This window comes from Nocardioides mesophilus, assembly GCF_014395785.1.
Taxonomy (GTDB): Bacteria; Actinomycetota; Actinomycetes; order Propionibacteriales; family Nocardioidaceae; genus Nocardioides_B; species Nocardioides_B mesophilus.
The window spans coordinates 3,998,916-4,015,245 of record NZ_CP060713.1 but is presented as its reverse complement, the minus strand read 5'-3'; the positions used below and the strand labels follow the sequence as shown (position 1 = coordinate 4,015,245).

Below are 16,330 nucleotides of genomic sequence, written 5' to 3'. Positions count from 1 at the left end.
GCCCCGCTCACGCCGGCTTGCCGTCGAGCACGGTCGGCCGGCCCCGCAGGAACGTCGCGACCACCCGGCCGGGCAGCTCGCGGCCGGCGTACGGGGTGTTGCGGGAGAGCGACACGGTCTCGGCGGGGTCGACGACGTAGCTGGCCGCCGGGTCGTAGAGCACGACGTGGGCCGGCTCCCCGGCCGCGAGCGGCCGTCCGTGGTCGGTGAGCCGGCCGATCCGGGCGGGCATGGCGGACATCCGCTGCGCCACCCCGGCCCAGTCGAGCAGCCCGGTGTCGACCATCGTCTGCTGCACGATCGGCAGCGCGGTCTCCAGGCCGATCATGCCGAAGGCGGCGGTCTGCCACTCGCAGTCCTTGTCCTCGTGCGGGTGCGGGGCGTGGTCGGTGGCGACCACGTCGATCGTCCCGTCGGCGAGGCCGGCGCGCAGCGCCTCGACGTCGGCCGCCGAGCGCAGCGGCGGGTTGACCTTGTAGATCGGGTCGTAGGTGGCGGCGAGCTCGTCGGTGAGCAGCAGGTGGTGCGGGCAGGCCTCGGCGGTGACGTCCCAGCCCTTGGCCTTGGCCCAGCGGACGATCTCCACCGACCCGGCGGTGGAGACGTGGCAGACGTGCAGCCGGGAGCCGACGTGGGCGGCGAGCAGGCAGTCCCGAGCGATGATCGCCTCCTCGGCGACCGCCGGCCAGCCCCGCAGGCCCAGGCGTCCGGAGAGCTCGCCCTCGTTCATCTGCGCGTCCTCGGTCAGCCGCGGCTCCTGCGCGTGCTGGGCGACGACGCCGTCGAACGCCTTGACGTACTCCAGCGCACGGCGCATCAGCACCGCGTCGGAGACGCACTTGCCGTCGTCGGAGAAGACCCGGACGCGGGCGGCGGAGTCGGCCATCGCGCCGAGCTCGGCGAGCCGCTCCCCGGCCAGGCCCACGGTGACCGCGCCGACCGGGATGACGTCGCAGTGGCCGGCCTCACGACCGAGCCGCCAGACCTGCTCCACGACGCCGGCGGTGTCGGCGACCGGGTCGGTGTTGGCCATCGCGTGCACCGCGGTGAAGCCGCCCATCGCCGCGGCCAGGGTGCCGGTCTCGACGGTCTCGGCGTCCTCCCGGCCCGGCTCGCGCAGGTGGGTGTGCAGGTCGACCAGCCCCGGCAGCGCGACCAGGCCGGCGGCGTCCACGACCTCGGCCCCGACCGCGGAGAGCCCGCGGCCCATCTCGGCGATCACGCCGTCGCGCAGCAGCAGGTCGGTGGGCTCTCCGCCGAGGACGGCCGCGCCCTTGACGACGTACTGCTTCTCCGCGGTCACTGGGCTCCTCCGTCGGGGGTGCTGGTCTGGTCGCCGGCGTCGCCGCCGACGGCGGGCTCGCTGCCGCCGAGCAGCAGGTAGAGCACCGCCATCCGCACCGCGACGCCGTTGGTGACCTGCTCGACGATCACCGAGCGGTCGGAGTCGGCGACGTCGGCGGTGATCTCCATGCCGCGGATCATCGGGCCGGGGTGCATCACCAGGCTGTGGTCCTGCAGGGTCGCCATCCGGCGGCCGTCGAGGCCGTAGCGGCGGCTGTACTCGCGGACGGTCGGGAAGAACCCTCCCCCCTTGAGGTTCATCCGCTCGCGCTGCACGCGCAGCATCATCACGACGTCGACCTTGGGCAGCACCGCGTCGAGGTCGTACGACGTCTCCACGCCCCAGCCCTCGACGCCGAGCGGCAGCAGCGTCGGCGGCGCGACCAGGGTGACCTCGGCCCCGAGCGTCTGCAGCAGCAGCGCGTTGGAGCGCGCCACCCGGCTGTGCAGCACGTCGCCGACGATGGCGACCCGGCGGCCGTCGAGGGCGCCGAGGTGCCGCCACATGGTGAAGGCGTCGAGCAGGGCCTGGGTGGGGTGCTCGTGGGTGCCGTCGCCGGCGTTGATCACGCTGCTGCGCGACCAGCCGGCGTTGGCCAGCAGGTGCGGGGCGCCGGAGGCCCAGTGCCGCACCACGACCGCGTCCGCGCCCATCGCCTCGAGCGTGAGCGCGGTGTCCTTCAGCGACTCGCCCTTGCTCAGGCTCGAGCCCTTGGCGGAGAAGTTGATGACGTCGGCGGAGAGCCGCTTCGCCGCGGCCTCGAAGGAGATCCGGGTGCGGGTGGAGTCCTCGAAGAACAGGTTGACGATCGTGCGGCCGCGCAGGGCGGGCAGCTTCTTGATCGGCCGGTCGGCCAGCGAGCGCATCTCCTCCGCAGTGCGCAGGACGAGCTCGGCGTCGTCGCGGGTCAGGTCCCCCGCGCTGAGCAGGTGCTTCCTCATCGGGCCGCCCCGTGGGTGGCGGCCGGCGTACCGGGGCCGCCGGAGATGGTGACGGCGTCCGCGTCGTCGACCTCGGCGAGCCGGACGGCGACCTTCTCGACCAGCGAGGTCGGCAGGTTCTTGCCGACGAAGTCGGCCCGGATCGGGAGCTCGCGGTGGCCGCGGTCGACCAGGACCGCCAGCCGTACTGCCCGGGGGCGGCCGAGGTCGTTCATCGCGTCGAGGGCGGCGCGGATGGTGCGGCCGGAGAAGAGCACGTCGTCGACGAGCACGACCACCTTGCCGTCGATGCCGTCGGTGGGGATGTCGGTGGCCATCAGCGGCCGGGCCGGGCGCATCCGCAGGTCGTCGCGGTACATCGTGACGTCCAGCGAGCCGACCGGCACGTCGACGCCCTCGACGGCGGCGATCTTCGCGGCGATGCGCCGGGCGAGCGGCACGCCGCGGGAGGGAATGCCGAGCAGGAGGAGGTCCGAGGCGCCCTTGTTGCGCTCGAGGATCTCGTGGGCGATGCGGGTCAGCGCACGGGAGACGTCACGGGCGTCCATGACGGTCGATCCGGTGGCACCGGGGAATCCGGCGGCGGGGGCAGGCTGCGCACACACGAGCGTGCCGGACCTCCTTCTCCGCCTCACTGGACGGCTCGTTAAAGGATGTCGAACGATGCAGAGGTTACCAGTGCGGCCGTGGCCGCGACGAACCGGACCGGTGCCGTCCTGACTGCTGGGACGCGGCCCTCAGGCGGGGATCGGGGGCCCGACCACCTCGAGGCCGTAGCGCGATCCGACCTCGTTCCACCGGGCGATCTCCTCGGCCATCGGCAGCCCGTCGTCGCCGGGCAGCCGCATCTCCCGGGCCGGGATCCCGACCTCGTCGTAGAGACCCATCAGCCCGCCGGGCACGGTCAGCCCGAGGAACCGTGCCGGGGCGTCGCCGCGGATCCGGAACGCGTGCGGGATCCCCGCCGGGAGGTGCAGGAACGAACCGGCGGTGAGCTCGTAGGTCTCCTCGCCGGCGCGGTACTCGATCCGGCCCTCGAGCACGAAGAACGCCTCGGACTCGCGGGTGTGCCGGTGCAGCGGCGTGGCGATTCCGGGTGGCTGCACCACCAGCGAGACACCGAGCCTGCCGCCGGTGGCCGCCGGGCCGACGAGGTGCTCGAACAGCGAGCCCATCGCCCAGGTGCCAGGGCCGGTGCCGGCCTGGTGGAACACGACTGCCTGCTCGTCGGTCATGCCGCCCACCTCCCTGATTCATCCGAAACACCTTCGGATGAATACTGCTACGGTAGGGCGCGTGCCAGAGCCGGTCAAGGTCCGTCGCTACGACTCCACGCGCCGGCGCGCCCGGGCCCAGGTCACCCGCGCCGACGTGCTGGCCGCCGCGCGCGAGCTCTTCACCGACCTGGGCTTCGCCGCCACCACGGTCGCCGACATCGCACGGCGCGCCGGGGTCTCCGTGGACACCGTGTACGCCGGCGTCGGCCGCAAGCCGGACCTGCTCATCGCCGTCATCGACGTCGAGCTCGCCGGCGGTGGCGAGCCCGTCCCCGCCCGCGAGCGCGGCTACGTGCGGGCGATCCGCGAAGCCGCGACCGCCGAGGCCAAGATCCGGGTGTACGCCGATGCTCTCGCCGCGCTGATGCCGCGCGTGGCGCCGCTCTTCCAGGCGCTCGACCAGGCCGCGGCCGGGGACGCGGACTGCGCGGAGGTGCGGGACCGGATCGACGCCCGCCGGGCCGCGAACATGGCCGAGTTCGTCGCCGACCTCCGCGCGACCGGCTCGCTGCGCGCCGCCCTGGCCGAGGAGGACGCGGTGACGCTGGTGTGGAGCACCAACTCCTGGCAGTACTTCCTGCTGCTCCGCTCCCGGGGCGTGACGCCGGCGCACTACGCGGACCTGCTGACCGAGCTGTGGAACCGAACGCTGCTGGAGCCCTAGTCCCCCGGCCCGAGGCCGAAGAACGGCAGGCACGGCTCGACGCCGGTGATGCGCACCCGTTCCGGCCAGGGGCCCTTCAGCCAGGTCGCCCGGGCCAGCCGCAGGTGCGCCATCTCGCCCGCGGACTCCCCGCGGGCGTGGGCGGTGACCCCGTTGTCGGCGTACCCCAGGGCGCGGGAGACCCCCAGCGAGGCGTGGTTGTCGGTCCACGCCGAGGTGATCGCGAACCGCGCCTCCAGCGGGCCGAAGGCCAGGGCGAGCACCGCCGCCCGCATCTGCTTGCCCAGACCTCGACCGCGGGCACCGGCCACCAGGAACGAGGACGAGTCGACGGTCCGCAACCGCGGGAAGTCGTCGCCCTCCAGGCCCTGGCTGCCGACCAGCTCACCGTCGAGGAAGACGCCGAAGGAGAGGACCCACGACTCCGGGCGCCAGGAGCCGCGGGGCGCCAGTAGTCCTGGTGGACCACGACGCCGCGGTTCGTGACCGCGTCGAGACCGGCGACGACCGGCGAGCCTGGATTCAGCTCGACGTCCTCGGGCAGCAGCCGGCTGAGCCGGGGCAGGTCGGCCTCGGTGAGGTGCCGCAGCACCAGGTCCGCAGTGGTCAGCCGGAGGTCGAACATCGGCCAGTAGGGGTGGGTCACCCCTGCAGGTCCTCGACAGCGACCTCGACGGCCCGGTGGAAGGTCGGGTAGGCGTAGATCATCGAGCGCAGCGTCTCCACCGGCACCCGGGCGTGCACCGCGGTCACCAGCATCGAGAGCACCTCGCCGCCGCTCGGCCCGACGACCGTCGCGCCGACCAGCACGCCCCGGTCCGCGTCGGCGATCAGCTTGACCAGCCCCTGCGCACCGGCGATCCAGCCGCGCGTGGACGCGCCGAGGTCGCTGTGGCCGATCTGGACGTTCAGCCCCGCCTCGCGGGCCTGCTGCTCGGTCATGCCGACGGCGCCGACCTCGGGATCGGTGAAGGTGACGTGCGGGACCGCGTGGTACGCCGCGGCCGGCCCGTCCTCGCCGAGGATGTCGCGCGCCGCGATCGCGGACTGGTACATCGACATGTGCGTGAACGCGCCCTTGCCGGTGATGTCGCCGATCGCCCAGAGCCCGTCGCCGGCGCGCATCCGGTCGTCGACGTCGACCGACCTCGCGTCGTCGTGCAGACCGACCGTCTCCAGACCGAGTCCCGAGAGGTTGGGCCGGCGGCCGGCCGCGACCAGCAGCCGCTCGGCGTGCACCGTACGCTCCCCCACCTCCACCGTGAACCGGTCGTCGGAGTGGGACACCCGGTCGACGGAGACGCCGGTCAGCACCGTGATGCCCTCGGCCTCGAACACCTCGGCCAGCGCCGCGCTCGCCTCCGGCTCCTCGGGCCCCAGGATCCGGGGACCGGCCTCCAGCACGGTCACCTCGGTGCCGAACCGGGCGAACGCCTGCGCCATCTCGGCTCCGATCGCGCCGCCGCCGATGACGACCAGCGACGCCGGCGCGGTCTCGGCCTGCACCGCTTCACGGTTGGTCCAGTACGGCGTGCCGGCCAGCCCGTCGATCGGCGGCGCCGACGGTTGCGTGCCGGTGTTGAGAACCACACCCGCCCGGGCGACGTACGTCGTGCCGTCCACCTCGACCCGGCGCGGGCCGCTGAGCCGGGCGTCGCCGCGCACGAAGGTGACACCGGCCTTCTCGAGCCGGTCGACCGCGACCTGGTCGTTCCAGTCCGTGGTCGCCTCGTCCCGGATCCGGGCGTGCACCGGCGACCAGTCCGGGGCCACCGTGGCGTGGCCCGCGTGGCCGTCGACCCGGCGGGCGGTCGCCACCAGCCCGGCGGCGTGCAGCATCATCTTGCTCGGGATGCAGCCGTAGTAGGGGCACTCGCCTCCGACGAGCCGGCGGTCGACGCCGACCACCTCGAGGCCGCCCTGGGCGAGGCGGGTCGCCAACGCCTCACCCCCGGGTCCGAGGCCCACGACCACGACATCCACCTCACGCTCGCTCATGGGCCTCACCCTGCCACCCCCGGCACGCCGGCGTCATCAGCGGCCCGGGAGGGCACCGCCCGGGATCGATCACCCGATCGCTCCGGGGATCGGCTCTACAGTCCCGGGTATGACACGGACCGGAACGGACTGGCGGGTGGTGGACGGCGTTGCGACGGCATGGTTCGACGCGCCGTCGCTGATCGAGGGGGCCGCGCTGGCCGGGCGCATCGGGGAGCTGTCGCCCTGGATCGTCGTCGACCTGCGAGCCACGGGCGTGCGCGTGCGTCTCGACGCAGACCGGCATGCCGAGGCGGTGTCGGTGGCAGCTCAAGATCTCGGGCTGGACGCGAATCCTGCCGTGACGCAGAACCTGAGCGTCGTGCTCGAGTCCGCGGACCTCACCGGGGTGAGGCGGTTCTGGCAGCGCGTGCTCGACTACGCGCCTGCGGAGGACGGCGGCCTCGCGGATCCGTTGCAGCGCGACCCCGCGATACGGATCGCTGCGTCGAGCGAGCCCCGGGCGCTGCGCAACCGCATCCACCTCGACGTGGTGCGGCCGGCCGAGGCGGTGGAGCAGGCCGGTCTCGGTGAGGCATCGGGACCGTACGGGGTCTGCCACACCGACCCCGACGGCAACGAGGTCGACCTGGTTCCGGGCGCGGCGCTCGGTGAGAGGAGCGAGACAGCAGACTGGCAGGCGGTGTTCAGCGCGATGGTGTGCTACCGCACCACCTCGCCGGCGCAGCAGCACGACCTGGCCACCGCAGCAGCGGCGCTGGCCCACGACGCGGGCTTCCCGCTGCTGGTCGACCTGCGCCCCGGGCTGGTGGTCATCGACAGCGCCAAGGACCAGTGGGAGGAGGACGCCCACGGCCTCGAGCTCGACTTCATCGACCTCGCCGCAGACCTCCAGGCCGCCGCCCGCGCACTCGGGGCCACCGCGGATCCGGGGCTGCCGCGCTTCGCTCAGCTGTTCCTCGACGCCGCCGACGTCGCCGCGGTCCGGGCGTTCTGGGTCGCCGCGCTCGGATACACCCCTGGCCGACGGACCGGGGTCACCGACATCCACGACCCCCGGCGGCTGAACCCGGTGCTGGTGTTCCAGGAGCTCGACGCATCGGACACGGAGCGGCGCCGGCAGCGCAACCGCATCCACTTCGAGCTCGTGGTGCCTCCGGACCTCGCGCAGACGCGCCTCGCCACGGCGCTCGCGGCCGGTGGCCGGCAGCTCGACGAGTCGACGGACCGCTGGCGGGTCGCCGACCCCGAAGGCAACGAGCTGGTGATCATCGGCGGGGCGTGAACCCGCGGCCTGAACCGCTCAACCCGGCCGAGTGGGAGGTGTTCATCGTCGAGGGCGACGCCGCTGACGGCTCTGCGCGGCGAGCAGCGCCGCCGCGAAATTGTGTCGGTGGCTGATGGGAGTCTGAGGTCATGGACGGACCGGGCGAGGAGATCGGCACGGCGCAGCAGTGCGCCGACGCGCTGGCCGCCTCGCGCGCCCGGATCCTGGATGCCGAGCTCGAGCAGTTCCTGCTGGTCTGGCGCTGGGCGGAGCTGAACGGCGCGCCCGACGACGCCGACACGGTGCGGTCCAGGCTGGCGGACTCGCTGGTGCCCGGTGCCGAGAGGTTCCGCCGCTCGGGTGGTCCGGGGACGCCGCTGGTGGCGGAGTTCGCCGCCGCCGAGCTCGGGGTGCTGCTGCGGACCTCCACCGCCGGCGCCGCGACCTGGATCGCCGACGTGGCCGATGTGCGGTGCCGCTCACCGTTGCTGTGGGACGCGGTGCTCGCCGGCATGGTGCCGGTCTGGCAGGCCCGCAAGGTGGCCCGGCTGACCCGCTCCGCCGACCTCTCCGCGGAGCAGGCCGCCTGGGTCGACACCCAGACCACGCCCTACCTTCCCTCGCTGCCCTGGGCCCGTGCGTTGGCGCTGCTGGAGGCGAAGATCCTTGAGGTCGATCCCGATGCGGCCGAGGCGCGCCGGCGGGCTGCGGCCGCGGAGCGGTTCGTCAGCACCGGCGCCAGCAACGAGTTCGGGTTGCGCACGATCATCGCCAAGGCCACCGCCGGCGACGCGATCTGGCTGGTGGCCATGCTGGACCGGATCGCAGACTGTCTGCAGGCCGACGGCGACCAGGACCCGGTGGGTGCCCGCCGGTCGAAGGCGCTGGGCATCCTCGCGAACCCTGCGGGCGCGCTCGCGCTGCTGACCCGCCATGCCGCCGACCAACCGCTCGATCACGTCGAGCCGCCGGCCCAGCAGGACACCGACCACGACACCGACCCCGACCCTGGCGACGACACGGGCTCCCCCACCCCAACCGCACAGGACCCGCCCTCCGGGCCGGCCCCGTCGACGACGCCGACGACCGGCGACCCGCTGGCGTTCCTGAAGGCCGCCAAGATCGACCCCGGCAAGCTGCTGCCCGGCGCGGTGCTCTACCTCCACCTGTCGCAGGAGTCCTTCCTCGCCGCCCTCCGAGGCCGCCGCGAGGGGGTGGCCCGGATGGAGGACGTCGGCGCGATCACCCCCGAGCAGGTGGTGGAGTTCCTCCGGCACGCCCACGTCACCGTCAAGCCCGTGGTCGACCTTGCCGAGGACCACCCGGTCGACGGCTACGAGGTCCCGGCCCGGATGCGCGAGCGGCTCCGGCTGCGGTCGCCGGCGACGGCGTTCCCCTACACCCCGTCCCTGTCCCGCCGCGCCGACCACGACCACTCGGTGCCGTACCTGCCACCGGACACCGGAGGACCACCGGGGCAGACAGAGGTCGCCAACCTCGGACGGCTGCTGCGGCTGCACCACCGGATCAAGACCCACGGGCGCGGCTGGGTGCACCGACATCCCCGGCCCGGCGTCTACTACTGGCGCACGCCGCACGGGTACTGGGTCCGGGTGGACGCCCGCGGCACCCACTTCCTCGGCACCGACGAGCCCGCGGAGCTGCAGACTCCTGCCCCGACCGGCTCCGTCGTCGAGGAGGCACTCGCCCGGCTGGTCAGCCAGCGCTGAGCGGCAGCCTGGCCACCGTGTGCCACGAGCCCGGCCCGTCCGTGCCGGCGATCAGCAGGGCGTGCCCGATGCGGGCGGTCACGGGCAGCTTGCGGCTGACCTCGACCTCGACGGTCCGCAGCTCGCCCGCCGTGCCCCTCCTGGATTCGCCCACGGTCAGGTGCGGGACGACGTCGTCGAACACGCCGCCGTACGGCGGGTGGTCGGGGAACTGCTCGACGACAGCCGCGGTGAGGTCGCGGAACGCCTGGTCCGGCTCCGGTGCCAGCCACAGCACGTCCTCGCCGAACCACGCACACCTGTCGAACCGGCAGTCGAAGGGCGCCGCCGCGGCGAACACCGCTGCCAGCCGGGCGACGACGTCGTCGTCCACCTGCGACGGCGGGACGAACGGGAACAGCACCGTGACGTGTGCCGGCACTCCCCAGGACGCGGCGACGTCGAAGCGGAGGCGGTGCTCGGCCACGACGGCCTCGGCCGGACCGACCGGGACGATGACGCCCGTCAGCGTGGGCTCGGGCCTCGCGCGGCACGCTTCTGCTGCGGTGTTCACCGCGACATCCTCCCTCGTCGCGGCGGCGGCGTGCGGCACACTCTGCATCGTGAAGGGGACACGCACGCGACGCCGGCTCACCGCGGTGGTCGCCGCCGCCGGCCTGCTGGGCGCGCTCGTGCTGGTCTGGGCGGCGCCGCGCGGACAGGTCGCCGTCCCCGGTCCGGACGCGACCCCGGAGCAGGTGGTCGCCGCCTACCTCGAGGCGGTCGACGTCCGCGACTTCGACACCGCCAACGCGATCGACGACCGCGACGGTTCCACGCTCGGCCGCTTCAGCCGGCCGATGCAGGCCCACCGGGTCCGGATGAAGGAGACCGAGACCCACGGAGCGAGCGCGCACGTGCTGTTCACCGCCGACTTCGAGGGTGGCGACGGCACCGTCGAAGACGGACTGTGGGGCTACTACCTGCACCGGGCCGGCGACGGCCTGTGGCACATCACCGACGCTGGGGTCGCCTGAGCGGCACCCGGATCTCCTAGGGTGACCGGCATGGCGCACGGAACGCACGACTTCGAGGACGACCCCCGCAACGACGACATCCTGATCTGGGTCAACGGCGAGCTGCGCGCGCGACAGCAGGCCGTGGTGTCGGTGTTCGACTCCGGATTCGTCCTCGGGGACGGCGTCTGGGAGGGGCTGCGGGTCAGCGGCGGCCACCCGGCGTTCCTCGATCAGCACCTCGACCGGCTCTTCGAGGGCGCGAAGGCGATCATGCTCGACATCGGCCTCTCCCGGGACGAGCTCACCGCCGCGCTCTACGCGACGTTGCGGGCCAACGGTATGACCGACGGCGTGCACATCCGGCTGATGGTCACCCGCGGCCTGAAGCGGACGCCGTACCAGGACCCGCGGGTCACGATCGGTCCCGCCACCGTCGTGGTGATCGCCGAGCACAAGGAGGTGATGCCGCGGACCGTGACCGAAGGGATCACGCTGTTCACCACCCACGTCCGGCGGGCCACCCCCGACACCCTGGACCCGAAGCTGAACGCCCACAGCAAGCTCAACGACATCACCGCGTGCATCCAGGCCTACACCGCCGGAGCCGACGAGGCGCTGATGCTGGACCCGCAGGGTTTCGTCGCGACCTGCAACAGCACCCACTTCTTCATCGTCACCGGCACCGAGGACGAGCCGCAGGTGTGGACCTCCGACGGCCGGTTCTGCCTGGCCGGGATCACCCGCGGCAACGTCCTGCAGGTGTGCCGCGAGGCCGGCATCACCGCCCGGGAGACCACGTTCAGCCTCACCGACGTCTACAGCGCCCGGGAGGCCTTCGTGACCGGCACCTTCGCCGGGGTGGTCCCGGTGCGGACCATCGACGGCCGCACGATCGGCAGCGGCGCCCGCGGGCCGGTAGTCGAGCGGCTGCAGCAGCTGTACGTCGACCTGGTGCGGCGCGACGTCGCCTCCCGGACCGCGCCGTGAGCACGCCGCCGGGCTCCTCGCCGGTCCGGGTCGCGATGTGGTCGGGACCGCGCAACATCTCGACCGCGATGATGCGCTCCTGGGAGAACCGGCCCGACACGGTGGTCGTCGACGAGCCGTTGTACGCCGCCTACCTCGCCCGCACCGGCATCGACCACCCGGGCCGCGCGGAGGTGCTGGCCTCGCAGCCGACCGAGGAGGCCGCCGCCGTCGCCGCGCTGGCCGCTCCCCTCCCGGCAGGTCGCACGGTCCACTACGCCAAGCACATGAGCCACCACGTGTCCGAGGAGGACCTGTCGTGGACGCTCGCGTTCCGCAACGTGCTGCTGGTCCGCGATCCCGCCGAGGTCGTCGCCTCCTACGTCCGCTCCCGCGAGGCGTGCGAGCCCGACGACATCGGGCTGCTCCAGCAGCTCCGCCTCTGGCAGTTCTGGTCCGCCCACGGCGTCGAGCCGCCGGTCATCGACGCCGCGGACTTCCTGCGCTCCCCCGAGGCGCACCTGCGCTGGCTGTGCGCCTGGCTCGGCATCGGGTTCACCGACGCGATGCTCTCCTGGCCCGCCGGCCCGCGCGCCAGCGACGGGGTGTGGGCGCCGCACTGGTACGCCGCGGTCCTGTCCTCCACCGGGTTCGAGCCGTGGCGGCCGCGGCAGGTCGAGCTCTCGGCGCACGACGCCGCCGTGGCGCAGGCCTGCCGGCCGGCGTACGAGCTGCTGCACGCCCGACGCCTGCAACCCTGACCGGCTGCCGGTCCACGGGGCAGCCGGGTCAGGCCGAGAGCGCCGGCTTGTCGCGCAGGATGCTGCCCAGGATGCCGTTGACGTACGCCGGCGACTCGTCGGTGGACAGGTCGCGCACCAGGTTCATGGCCTCGCTGACCGCCACCGGGTCCGGGACGTCGTCGATGTAGAGCACCTCGAGCACCGCGAGGCGCAGCACGTTGCGGTCCACCGCCGGCATCCGGTCCAGCGACCAGCCCTGGGCGTAGGTGGAGAGCAGCTCGTCGATGCGGGCCTGGTGCTCGACCATGCCGCGGATCAGCCGCACGGTGTACTCGTTGACCGGCGGCTCCCCGGCGATCACCCGCTCGTCGAGCGTGGTGGCCAGCGAGGTGCCCCGCACCTCGCACTCGAACAGGATGTCGAGCGCGCGCTTACGAGCCTTGGATCGGGCTGCCATCAGGAGCTGACACGGCCCAAGTAGCTGCTGTCGCGGGTGTCGACCTTGATCTTCTCGCCCGTGGTGATGAACAGCGGGACCGCGATCTCGTGGCCGGTCTCGAGCCGGGCCGGCTTGGTGCCGCCGGTGGACCGGTCGCCCTGGAGGCCGGGCTCGGTGTACTCCACGGTGAGCTCGACCGAGGCGGGCAGCTCGATGTAGAGCACCCGGCCCTCGTTGGTGGCCACGATCGCGTCCTGGTTCTCCAGGAGGAAGTTCTGCGCGTCGCCCACGATCTCGGGGCTGACCTCGAGCTGGTCGTAGGTCGAGGTGTCCATGAAGATGTAGCTGGTGCCGTCGTTGTAGAGGTACTGCATCGTCCGCTTGTCGACGTTGGCCACCTCGACCTTGACGTCGGCGTTGAAGGTCTTGTCGACGGTCTTGCCCGACTCGATGTTCTTCAGCTTGGTCCGCACGACCGCGCCGCCCTTGCCGGGCTTGTGGTGCTGGAACCAGATGACCGACCAGAGCTGGCCGTCGAGGTTGAGCACCATGCCGTTCTTGAGGTCGTTGGTCGTTGCCATGTGCAGTCGTAGCCCTTGCTGTGGAGGCGGTGGTCGGCCGGCGGCAGCCGGGAGCGTGCCGCCGAGCGGCACAGCGGCCCAGTCTAGCCAGCGGCGGGAACCCTGGAGAAATCAGCCGGCCAGGTGCCCGAGCGCCATCCGGTAGCCGCGGACGCCGTGGCCGGCGATGACCCGCTCGGCGTGCTCGCTGACGACCGAGTGGTGCCGGAACACCTCGGGCCGCTGCGAGGGGTCGGAGAGGTGCACCTCGACCAGCGGCGCCTCGAGCTGGGCGCAGGCGTCGAAGAGCGCGTAGGAGTAGTGCGACCACGCCCCGGCGTTGAGCACCACCGGGGTCCGCTCGTCGGCGGCGGCGTTGAGCCAGTCCAGCAGCGCGCCCTCGTGGTTGGTCTGCCGGACCTCCACCTCCAGGCCGAGCTCGCGACCCCACTCCTCGCACAGGGCGACCAGCTCGTCGTGCGTGGTGGTGCCGTAGATCTCCGGCTGCCGACGGCCGAGCCGGCCGAGGTTCGGCCCGTTGAGCACCAGGACCCGCATCAGGCCTCCCGGGTGATCTCGGCGAACGCCGCGGTCAGCAGCGCCGGGTCCGGGGCGGTGAGCACGGTCGGCCGGGCCAGCCCCTCGAGGACCACGAAGCGCAGGTTGTCCCCCCGTGACTTCTTGTCGACCTTCATCGACTCGTGCAGCTGCGCCCAGTCGGCACCGCGGTACGACGTCGGCAGCCCGACCAGCTGCAGCACCGACCGGTGCCGGTCCGCCGTGGCCTCGTCCAGCCGGCCGGCGAGCCGGGCCAGCTCGGCGACGTACGTCATGCCGATGGCGACCGCGGCACCGTGCCGGAAGTTGTAGCGCTCCGCCTTCTCGATCGCGTGCCCGAGGGTGTGGCCGTAGTTCAGGGCCTCGCGCCCCGGGTGGCCGCCGAGCGTCCCGGCGGCGCCCGCGGTCTCGCGCAGGTCGCCGGCGACCACCTCGGCCTTGACCCGGATCGCCCGCTCGATGAGCTCGCGCAGCACCGCCGAGCCGGGGGCGACCGCCGCGATCGGGTCCCGCTCGACCAGGTCGAGGATCGCCGGGTCGGCGATGAACCCGCACTTGATCACCTCGGCGAGCCCGCTGATCAGCTCGTTGCGCGGCAGCGTCTCCAGGGCGGCCAGGTCGCAGAGCACGCCCGCCGGCTCGTGGAAGGCGCCGACCAGGTTCTTGCCCTCGGTGGTGTTCATGCCGGTCTTGCCGCCGACGGCCGCGTCCACCATCGCCAGCAGCGTGGTCGGCATGTGCACCACCTTGACGCCGCGCAGCCAGGTGGCGGCCACGAACCCGCCCATGTCGGTGGTCGAGCCGCCGCCGACCGTGACCACCGCGTCGGAGCGGGTGAAGCCGGTCTGCCCGAGCACCTGCCAGCAGAACGACGCCACCGGAGCCAGCTTGGCCTCCTCGCCGTCGGGGATCTCGATGCCGTGGGCCTCGTAGCCGTGGGCGGCCAGGTCCTCCCGGATCGCCTCTCCGGTGGCGGCGAGCGCCCGGGGGTGGATCACCGCGACCCGCTGCACCCCCTCGCCGAGCATCGTCGGCAGCTCGCCCAGCAGGCCGGTTCCCACCACCACGTCGTACGGCGTCGGCCCGTTCACCCTGAGCACGGTCTGGTCGGTCATGTCCCCGTCTCCCTCGTCTGGCTGGTCTCCACCGCGCGTGCCACCTCCTCGGCCACCTCCTCGGGCGTGCGGCCGTCGGTCTCCACCGTCGCGCTCGCCACCGAGGAGTACAGCGGCTGCCGCTCGTCGAGCAGCGCCTTCACGCGGCTGCGCACGTTGCCGAGCAGCAGCGGCCTCCCGACGCCGAGCCCGACCCGCTTCACCGCGTCGGAGAGCCCGACGTGCAGGAAGACCACCCGGTGCCCGGCGAGCAGCTCGCGGGTCCCGGGATCGAGCACGGCGCCGCCGCCGAGCGCCAGCACCCCGTCGTGCTCGGCCAGCGCCGCGGCCACGGCCGCCCGCTCGAGCTCCCGGAAGTGGTCCTCGCCGTCGTCGACGAAGATCTCCGAGATCTCACGCCGCTCGGCGGCCTCGATGTCCTGGTCGGTGTCCCGCACGGGCAGCCCCCACCGGGCGGCCAGCAGCTGCGCGACCGTCGTCTTTCCGGCCCCCATCGGGCCGACCAGCACCACCCGTGGGCTCACGAGAACCTCAGCGTGTCGAGGTAGCTCTCGACGTTGCGCCGGGTCTCCGCGACCGAGTCCCCGCCGAACTTCTCCAGCAGCACGTCGGCCAGCACCAGCGCCACCATCGCCTCGGCGACGATCCCCGCGGCCGGCACCGCGCACACGTCGGAGCGCTGGTGGTGCGCCACCGCCGCCTCGCCGGTGGCGACGTCGATGGTGCGCAGCGCCCGCGGCACCGTGGCGATCGGCTTCATCGCCGCTCGCACCCGCAGGATCTCGCCGGTGGACATCCCGCCCTCGGTGCCGCCGGAGCGTCCCGAGGTCCGGCGGATGCCCTCGTCGGTGCTGACGATCTCGTCGTGGGCCAGCGAGCCGGGGTCCGCGGCCAGCGCGAAGCCGTCGCCCACCTCGACGCCCTTGATGGCCTGGATGCCCATCAACGCCCCCGCGAGCCGCGCGTCGAGGCGCCGGTCCCAGTGCACGTGCGAGCCCAGCCCCGGCGGCAGCCCGTGCACCACCACCTCCACGACGCCGCCGAGGGTGTCGCCGTCCTTGTGGGCCTGGTCGATCGCGGCGACCATGGCCGCGCTGGTGTCCGGGTCCAGGCAGCGCACCGGGTCCTCGTCGAGGTAGGGCACGTCGGTGGCCAGCGGCACCGACCCGGCCGGGGCCGCGACCTGGCCGAGCCCGACCACGTGCGAGACGACCTCGGCGCCGACCACCTGGCGCAGGAACGCGGTGGCCACCGCACCGAGCGCGACCCGGGCGGCGGTCTCCCGCGCCGAGGCCCGCTCCAGGATCGGCCGGGCCTCGTCGAAGGCGTACTTCTGCATGCCCACCAGGTCCGCGTGCCCGGGCCGCGGCCGGGTGAGCGCGGCGTTGCGGGCCAACGCCTCGAGCTCGACCGGGTCCACGGGGTCGGCGGACATCACCTTGTCCCACTTGGGCCACTCGCTGTTGCCGATCCGGATCGCCACCGGGCTGCCCAGGGTGCGGCCGTGCCGCAGCCCGCCGATCACCTCGACCTCGTCGCGCTCGAACTTCATCCGGGCGCCCCGGCCGTAGCCGAGCCGGCGCCGGGCGAGGGCGTCGCCGATGTCGTCGGAGGTCACCGACACGTGGGCCGGCAGACCTTCCAGGATCGCGACCAGGGCAGGGCCGTGGGACTCGCCCGCAGTGAGCCAACGCAGCATGCGGGCAGTCTGTCACGCAGCCCCCACGCG

At 73.3% G+C, this 16,330-nt stretch carries 19 protein-coding genes; 6 read left to right on the top strand and 13 right to left on the bottom strand.

Annotation, left to right across the window (positions count from 1 at the left end; genetic code table 11):
• Window positions 1–7 precede the first annotated feature (7 nt).
• The 4 genes from H9L09_RS19155 to H9L09_RS19140 form a co-directional block, all read right to left on the bottom strand.
• A complete protein-coding gene (locus H9L09_RS19155; RefSeq protein WP_187578394.1) occupies window positions 8–1,303 on the bottom strand; it encodes a dihydroorotase in 1,296 nt (431 codons plus the stop codon).
• Window positions 1,300–2,286 (bottom strand): aspartate carbamoyltransferase catalytic subunit, encoded by a 987-nt coding sequence (locus H9L09_RS19150; RefSeq protein ID WP_187578393.1) that lies wholly within the window; start codon window positions 2,284–2,286, stop codon window positions 1,300–1,302. Before H9L09_RS19150 ends, H9L09_RS19155 begins: the two co-directional genes overlap by 4 nt.
• Window positions 2,283–2,834 carry a bifunctional pyr operon transcriptional regulator/uracil phosphoribosyltransferase PyrR gene (gene pyrR / locus H9L09_RS19145; protein WP_187578392.1) on the bottom strand — a complete coding sequence of 184 codons (552 nt, stop codon included), beginning with the start codon at window positions 2,832–2,834 and terminating at the stop codon, window positions 2,283–2,285. Before pyrR ends, H9L09_RS19150 begins: the two co-directional genes overlap by 4 nt.
• 189 nt (window positions 2,835–3,023) lie before the next feature.
• Window positions 3,024–3,521, bottom strand: a complete 498-nt coding sequence (locus tag H9L09_RS19140) for a cupin domain-containing protein (protein WP_187578391.1) — start codon at window positions 3,519–3,521, stop codon at window positions 3,024–3,026.
• Window positions 3,522–3,582: 61 nt separating this feature from the next.
• Between H9L09_RS19140 and H9L09_RS19135 the strand changes: the two genes are divergently transcribed.
• A complete protein-coding gene (locus tag H9L09_RS19135; RefSeq protein WP_223164120.1) occupies window positions 3,583–4,227 on the top strand; it encodes a TetR/AcrR family transcriptional regulator in 645 nt (214 codons plus the stop codon).
• Here the strand turns inward: H9L09_RS19135 and H9L09_RS19130 are convergent.
• Together H9L09_RS19130 and H9L09_RS19125 are read right to left on the bottom strand one after the other, a co-directional pair.
• Window positions 4,224–4,568 carry a GNAT family N-acetyltransferase gene (locus tag H9L09_RS19130; protein ID WP_187578389.1) on the bottom strand — a complete coding sequence of 115 codons (345 nt, stop codon included), beginning with the start codon at window positions 4,566–4,568 and terminating at the stop codon, window positions 4,224–4,226. The two genes, H9L09_RS19135 and H9L09_RS19130, sit on opposite strands and share 4 nt — an antisense overlap.
• Window positions 4,569–4,869: 301 nt before the next feature.
• On the bottom strand, window positions 4,870–6,225 hold the full coding sequence (locus H9L09_RS19125) for a dihydrolipoyl dehydrogenase family protein (RefSeq protein WP_187578388.1): 1,356 nt from the start codon (window positions 6,223–6,225) through the stop codon (window positions 4,870–4,872).
• A gap of 109 nt (window positions 6,226–6,334) precedes the next feature.
• Here H9L09_RS19125 and H9L09_RS19120 point away from each other — a divergent pair, with 109 nt between their 5' ends.
• Together H9L09_RS19120 and H9L09_RS19115 are read left to right on the top strand one after the other, a co-directional pair.
• Entirely contained in the window at window positions 6,335–7,510 is a 1,176-nt protein-coding gene (locus H9L09_RS19120; RefSeq protein ID WP_187578387.1) for a VOC family protein, read from the top strand.
• A 131-nt stretch (window positions 7,511–7,641) separates the two neighbouring features.
• A complete protein-coding gene (locus H9L09_RS19115) occupies window positions 7,642–9,222 on the top strand; it encodes a hypothetical protein (RefSeq protein ID WP_187578386.1) in 1,581 nt (526 codons plus the stop codon).
• Here the strand turns inward: H9L09_RS19115 and H9L09_RS19110 are convergent.
• Window positions 9,209–9,775, bottom strand: a complete 567-nt coding sequence (locus H9L09_RS19110; RefSeq protein WP_187578385.1) for a 2'-5' RNA ligase family protein — start codon at window positions 9,773–9,775, stop codon at window positions 9,209–9,211. The genes H9L09_RS19115 and H9L09_RS19110 overlap by 14 nt on opposite strands.
• Before the next feature lie 49 nt (window positions 9,776–9,824).
• Here H9L09_RS19110 and H9L09_RS19105 point away from each other — a divergent pair, with 49 nt between their 5' ends.
• Genes H9L09_RS19105 through H9L09_RS19095 form a run of 3 tightly spaced genes read left to right on the top strand, consistent with a single transcriptional unit; the run spans window position 9,825 to window position 11,947 of the window.
• Entirely contained in the window at window positions 9,825–10,238 is a 414-nt protein-coding gene (locus tag H9L09_RS19105) for a hypothetical protein (protein WP_187578384.1), read from the top strand.
• Window positions 10,239–10,268: 30 nt separating this feature from the next.
• Complete coding sequence (locus H9L09_RS19100; protein WP_187578383.1) at window positions 10,269–11,207, top strand: aminotransferase class IV; 939 nt, start codon at window positions 10,269–10,271, stop codon at window positions 11,205–11,207.
• On the top strand, window positions 11,204–11,947 hold the full coding sequence (locus tag H9L09_RS19095) for a sulfotransferase-like domain-containing protein (RefSeq protein WP_246456115.1): 744 nt from the start codon (window positions 11,204–11,206) through the stop codon (window positions 11,945–11,947). Before H9L09_RS19100 ends, H9L09_RS19095 begins: the two co-directional genes overlap by 4 nt.
• Before the next feature lie 28 nt (window positions 11,948–11,975).
• On the opposite strand, the gene nusB is transcribed toward H9L09_RS19095, so the two are convergent.
• The 6 genes from nusB to aroC all read right to left on the bottom strand — a co-directional run bounded on the left by nusB (window position 11,976) and on the right by aroC (window position 16,300).
• Window positions 11,976–12,386, bottom strand: coding sequence for a transcription antitermination factor NusB (gene nusB / locus H9L09_RS19090; protein ID WP_187578382.1), 411 nt, complete (start codon window positions 12,384–12,386; stop codon window positions 11,976–11,978).
• On the bottom strand, window positions 12,386–12,949 hold the full coding sequence (efp, locus tag H9L09_RS19085; protein ID WP_187578381.1) for an elongation factor P: 564 nt from the start codon (window positions 12,947–12,949) through the stop codon (window positions 12,386–12,388). Before efp ends, nusB begins: the two co-directional genes overlap by 1 nt.
• Before the next feature lie 111 nt (window positions 12,950–13,060).
• Window positions 13,061–13,486 (bottom strand): type II 3-dehydroquinate dehydratase, encoded by a 426-nt coding sequence (locus H9L09_RS19080; protein ID WP_187578380.1) that lies wholly within the window; start codon window positions 13,484–13,486, stop codon window positions 13,061–13,063.
• Window positions 13,486–14,601 carry a 3-dehydroquinate synthase gene (gene aroB / locus H9L09_RS19075; protein WP_187578379.1) on the bottom strand — a complete coding sequence of 372 codons (1,116 nt, stop codon included), beginning with the start codon at window positions 14,599–14,601 and terminating at the stop codon, window positions 13,486–13,488. Before aroB ends, H9L09_RS19080 begins: the two co-directional genes overlap by 1 nt.
• Window positions 14,598–15,125, bottom strand: coding sequence for a shikimate kinase (locus tag H9L09_RS19070; RefSeq protein WP_246456114.1), 528 nt, complete (start codon window positions 15,123–15,125; stop codon window positions 14,598–14,600). Before H9L09_RS19070 ends, aroB begins: the two co-directional genes overlap by 4 nt.
• Entirely contained in the window at window positions 15,122–16,300 is a 1,179-nt protein-coding gene (gene aroC / locus H9L09_RS19065) for a chorismate synthase (protein ID WP_187578378.1), read from the bottom strand. The genes H9L09_RS19070 and aroC overlap by 4 nt, the downstream gene beginning before the upstream one ends.
• Window positions 16,301–16,330 lie beyond the last annotated feature (30 nt).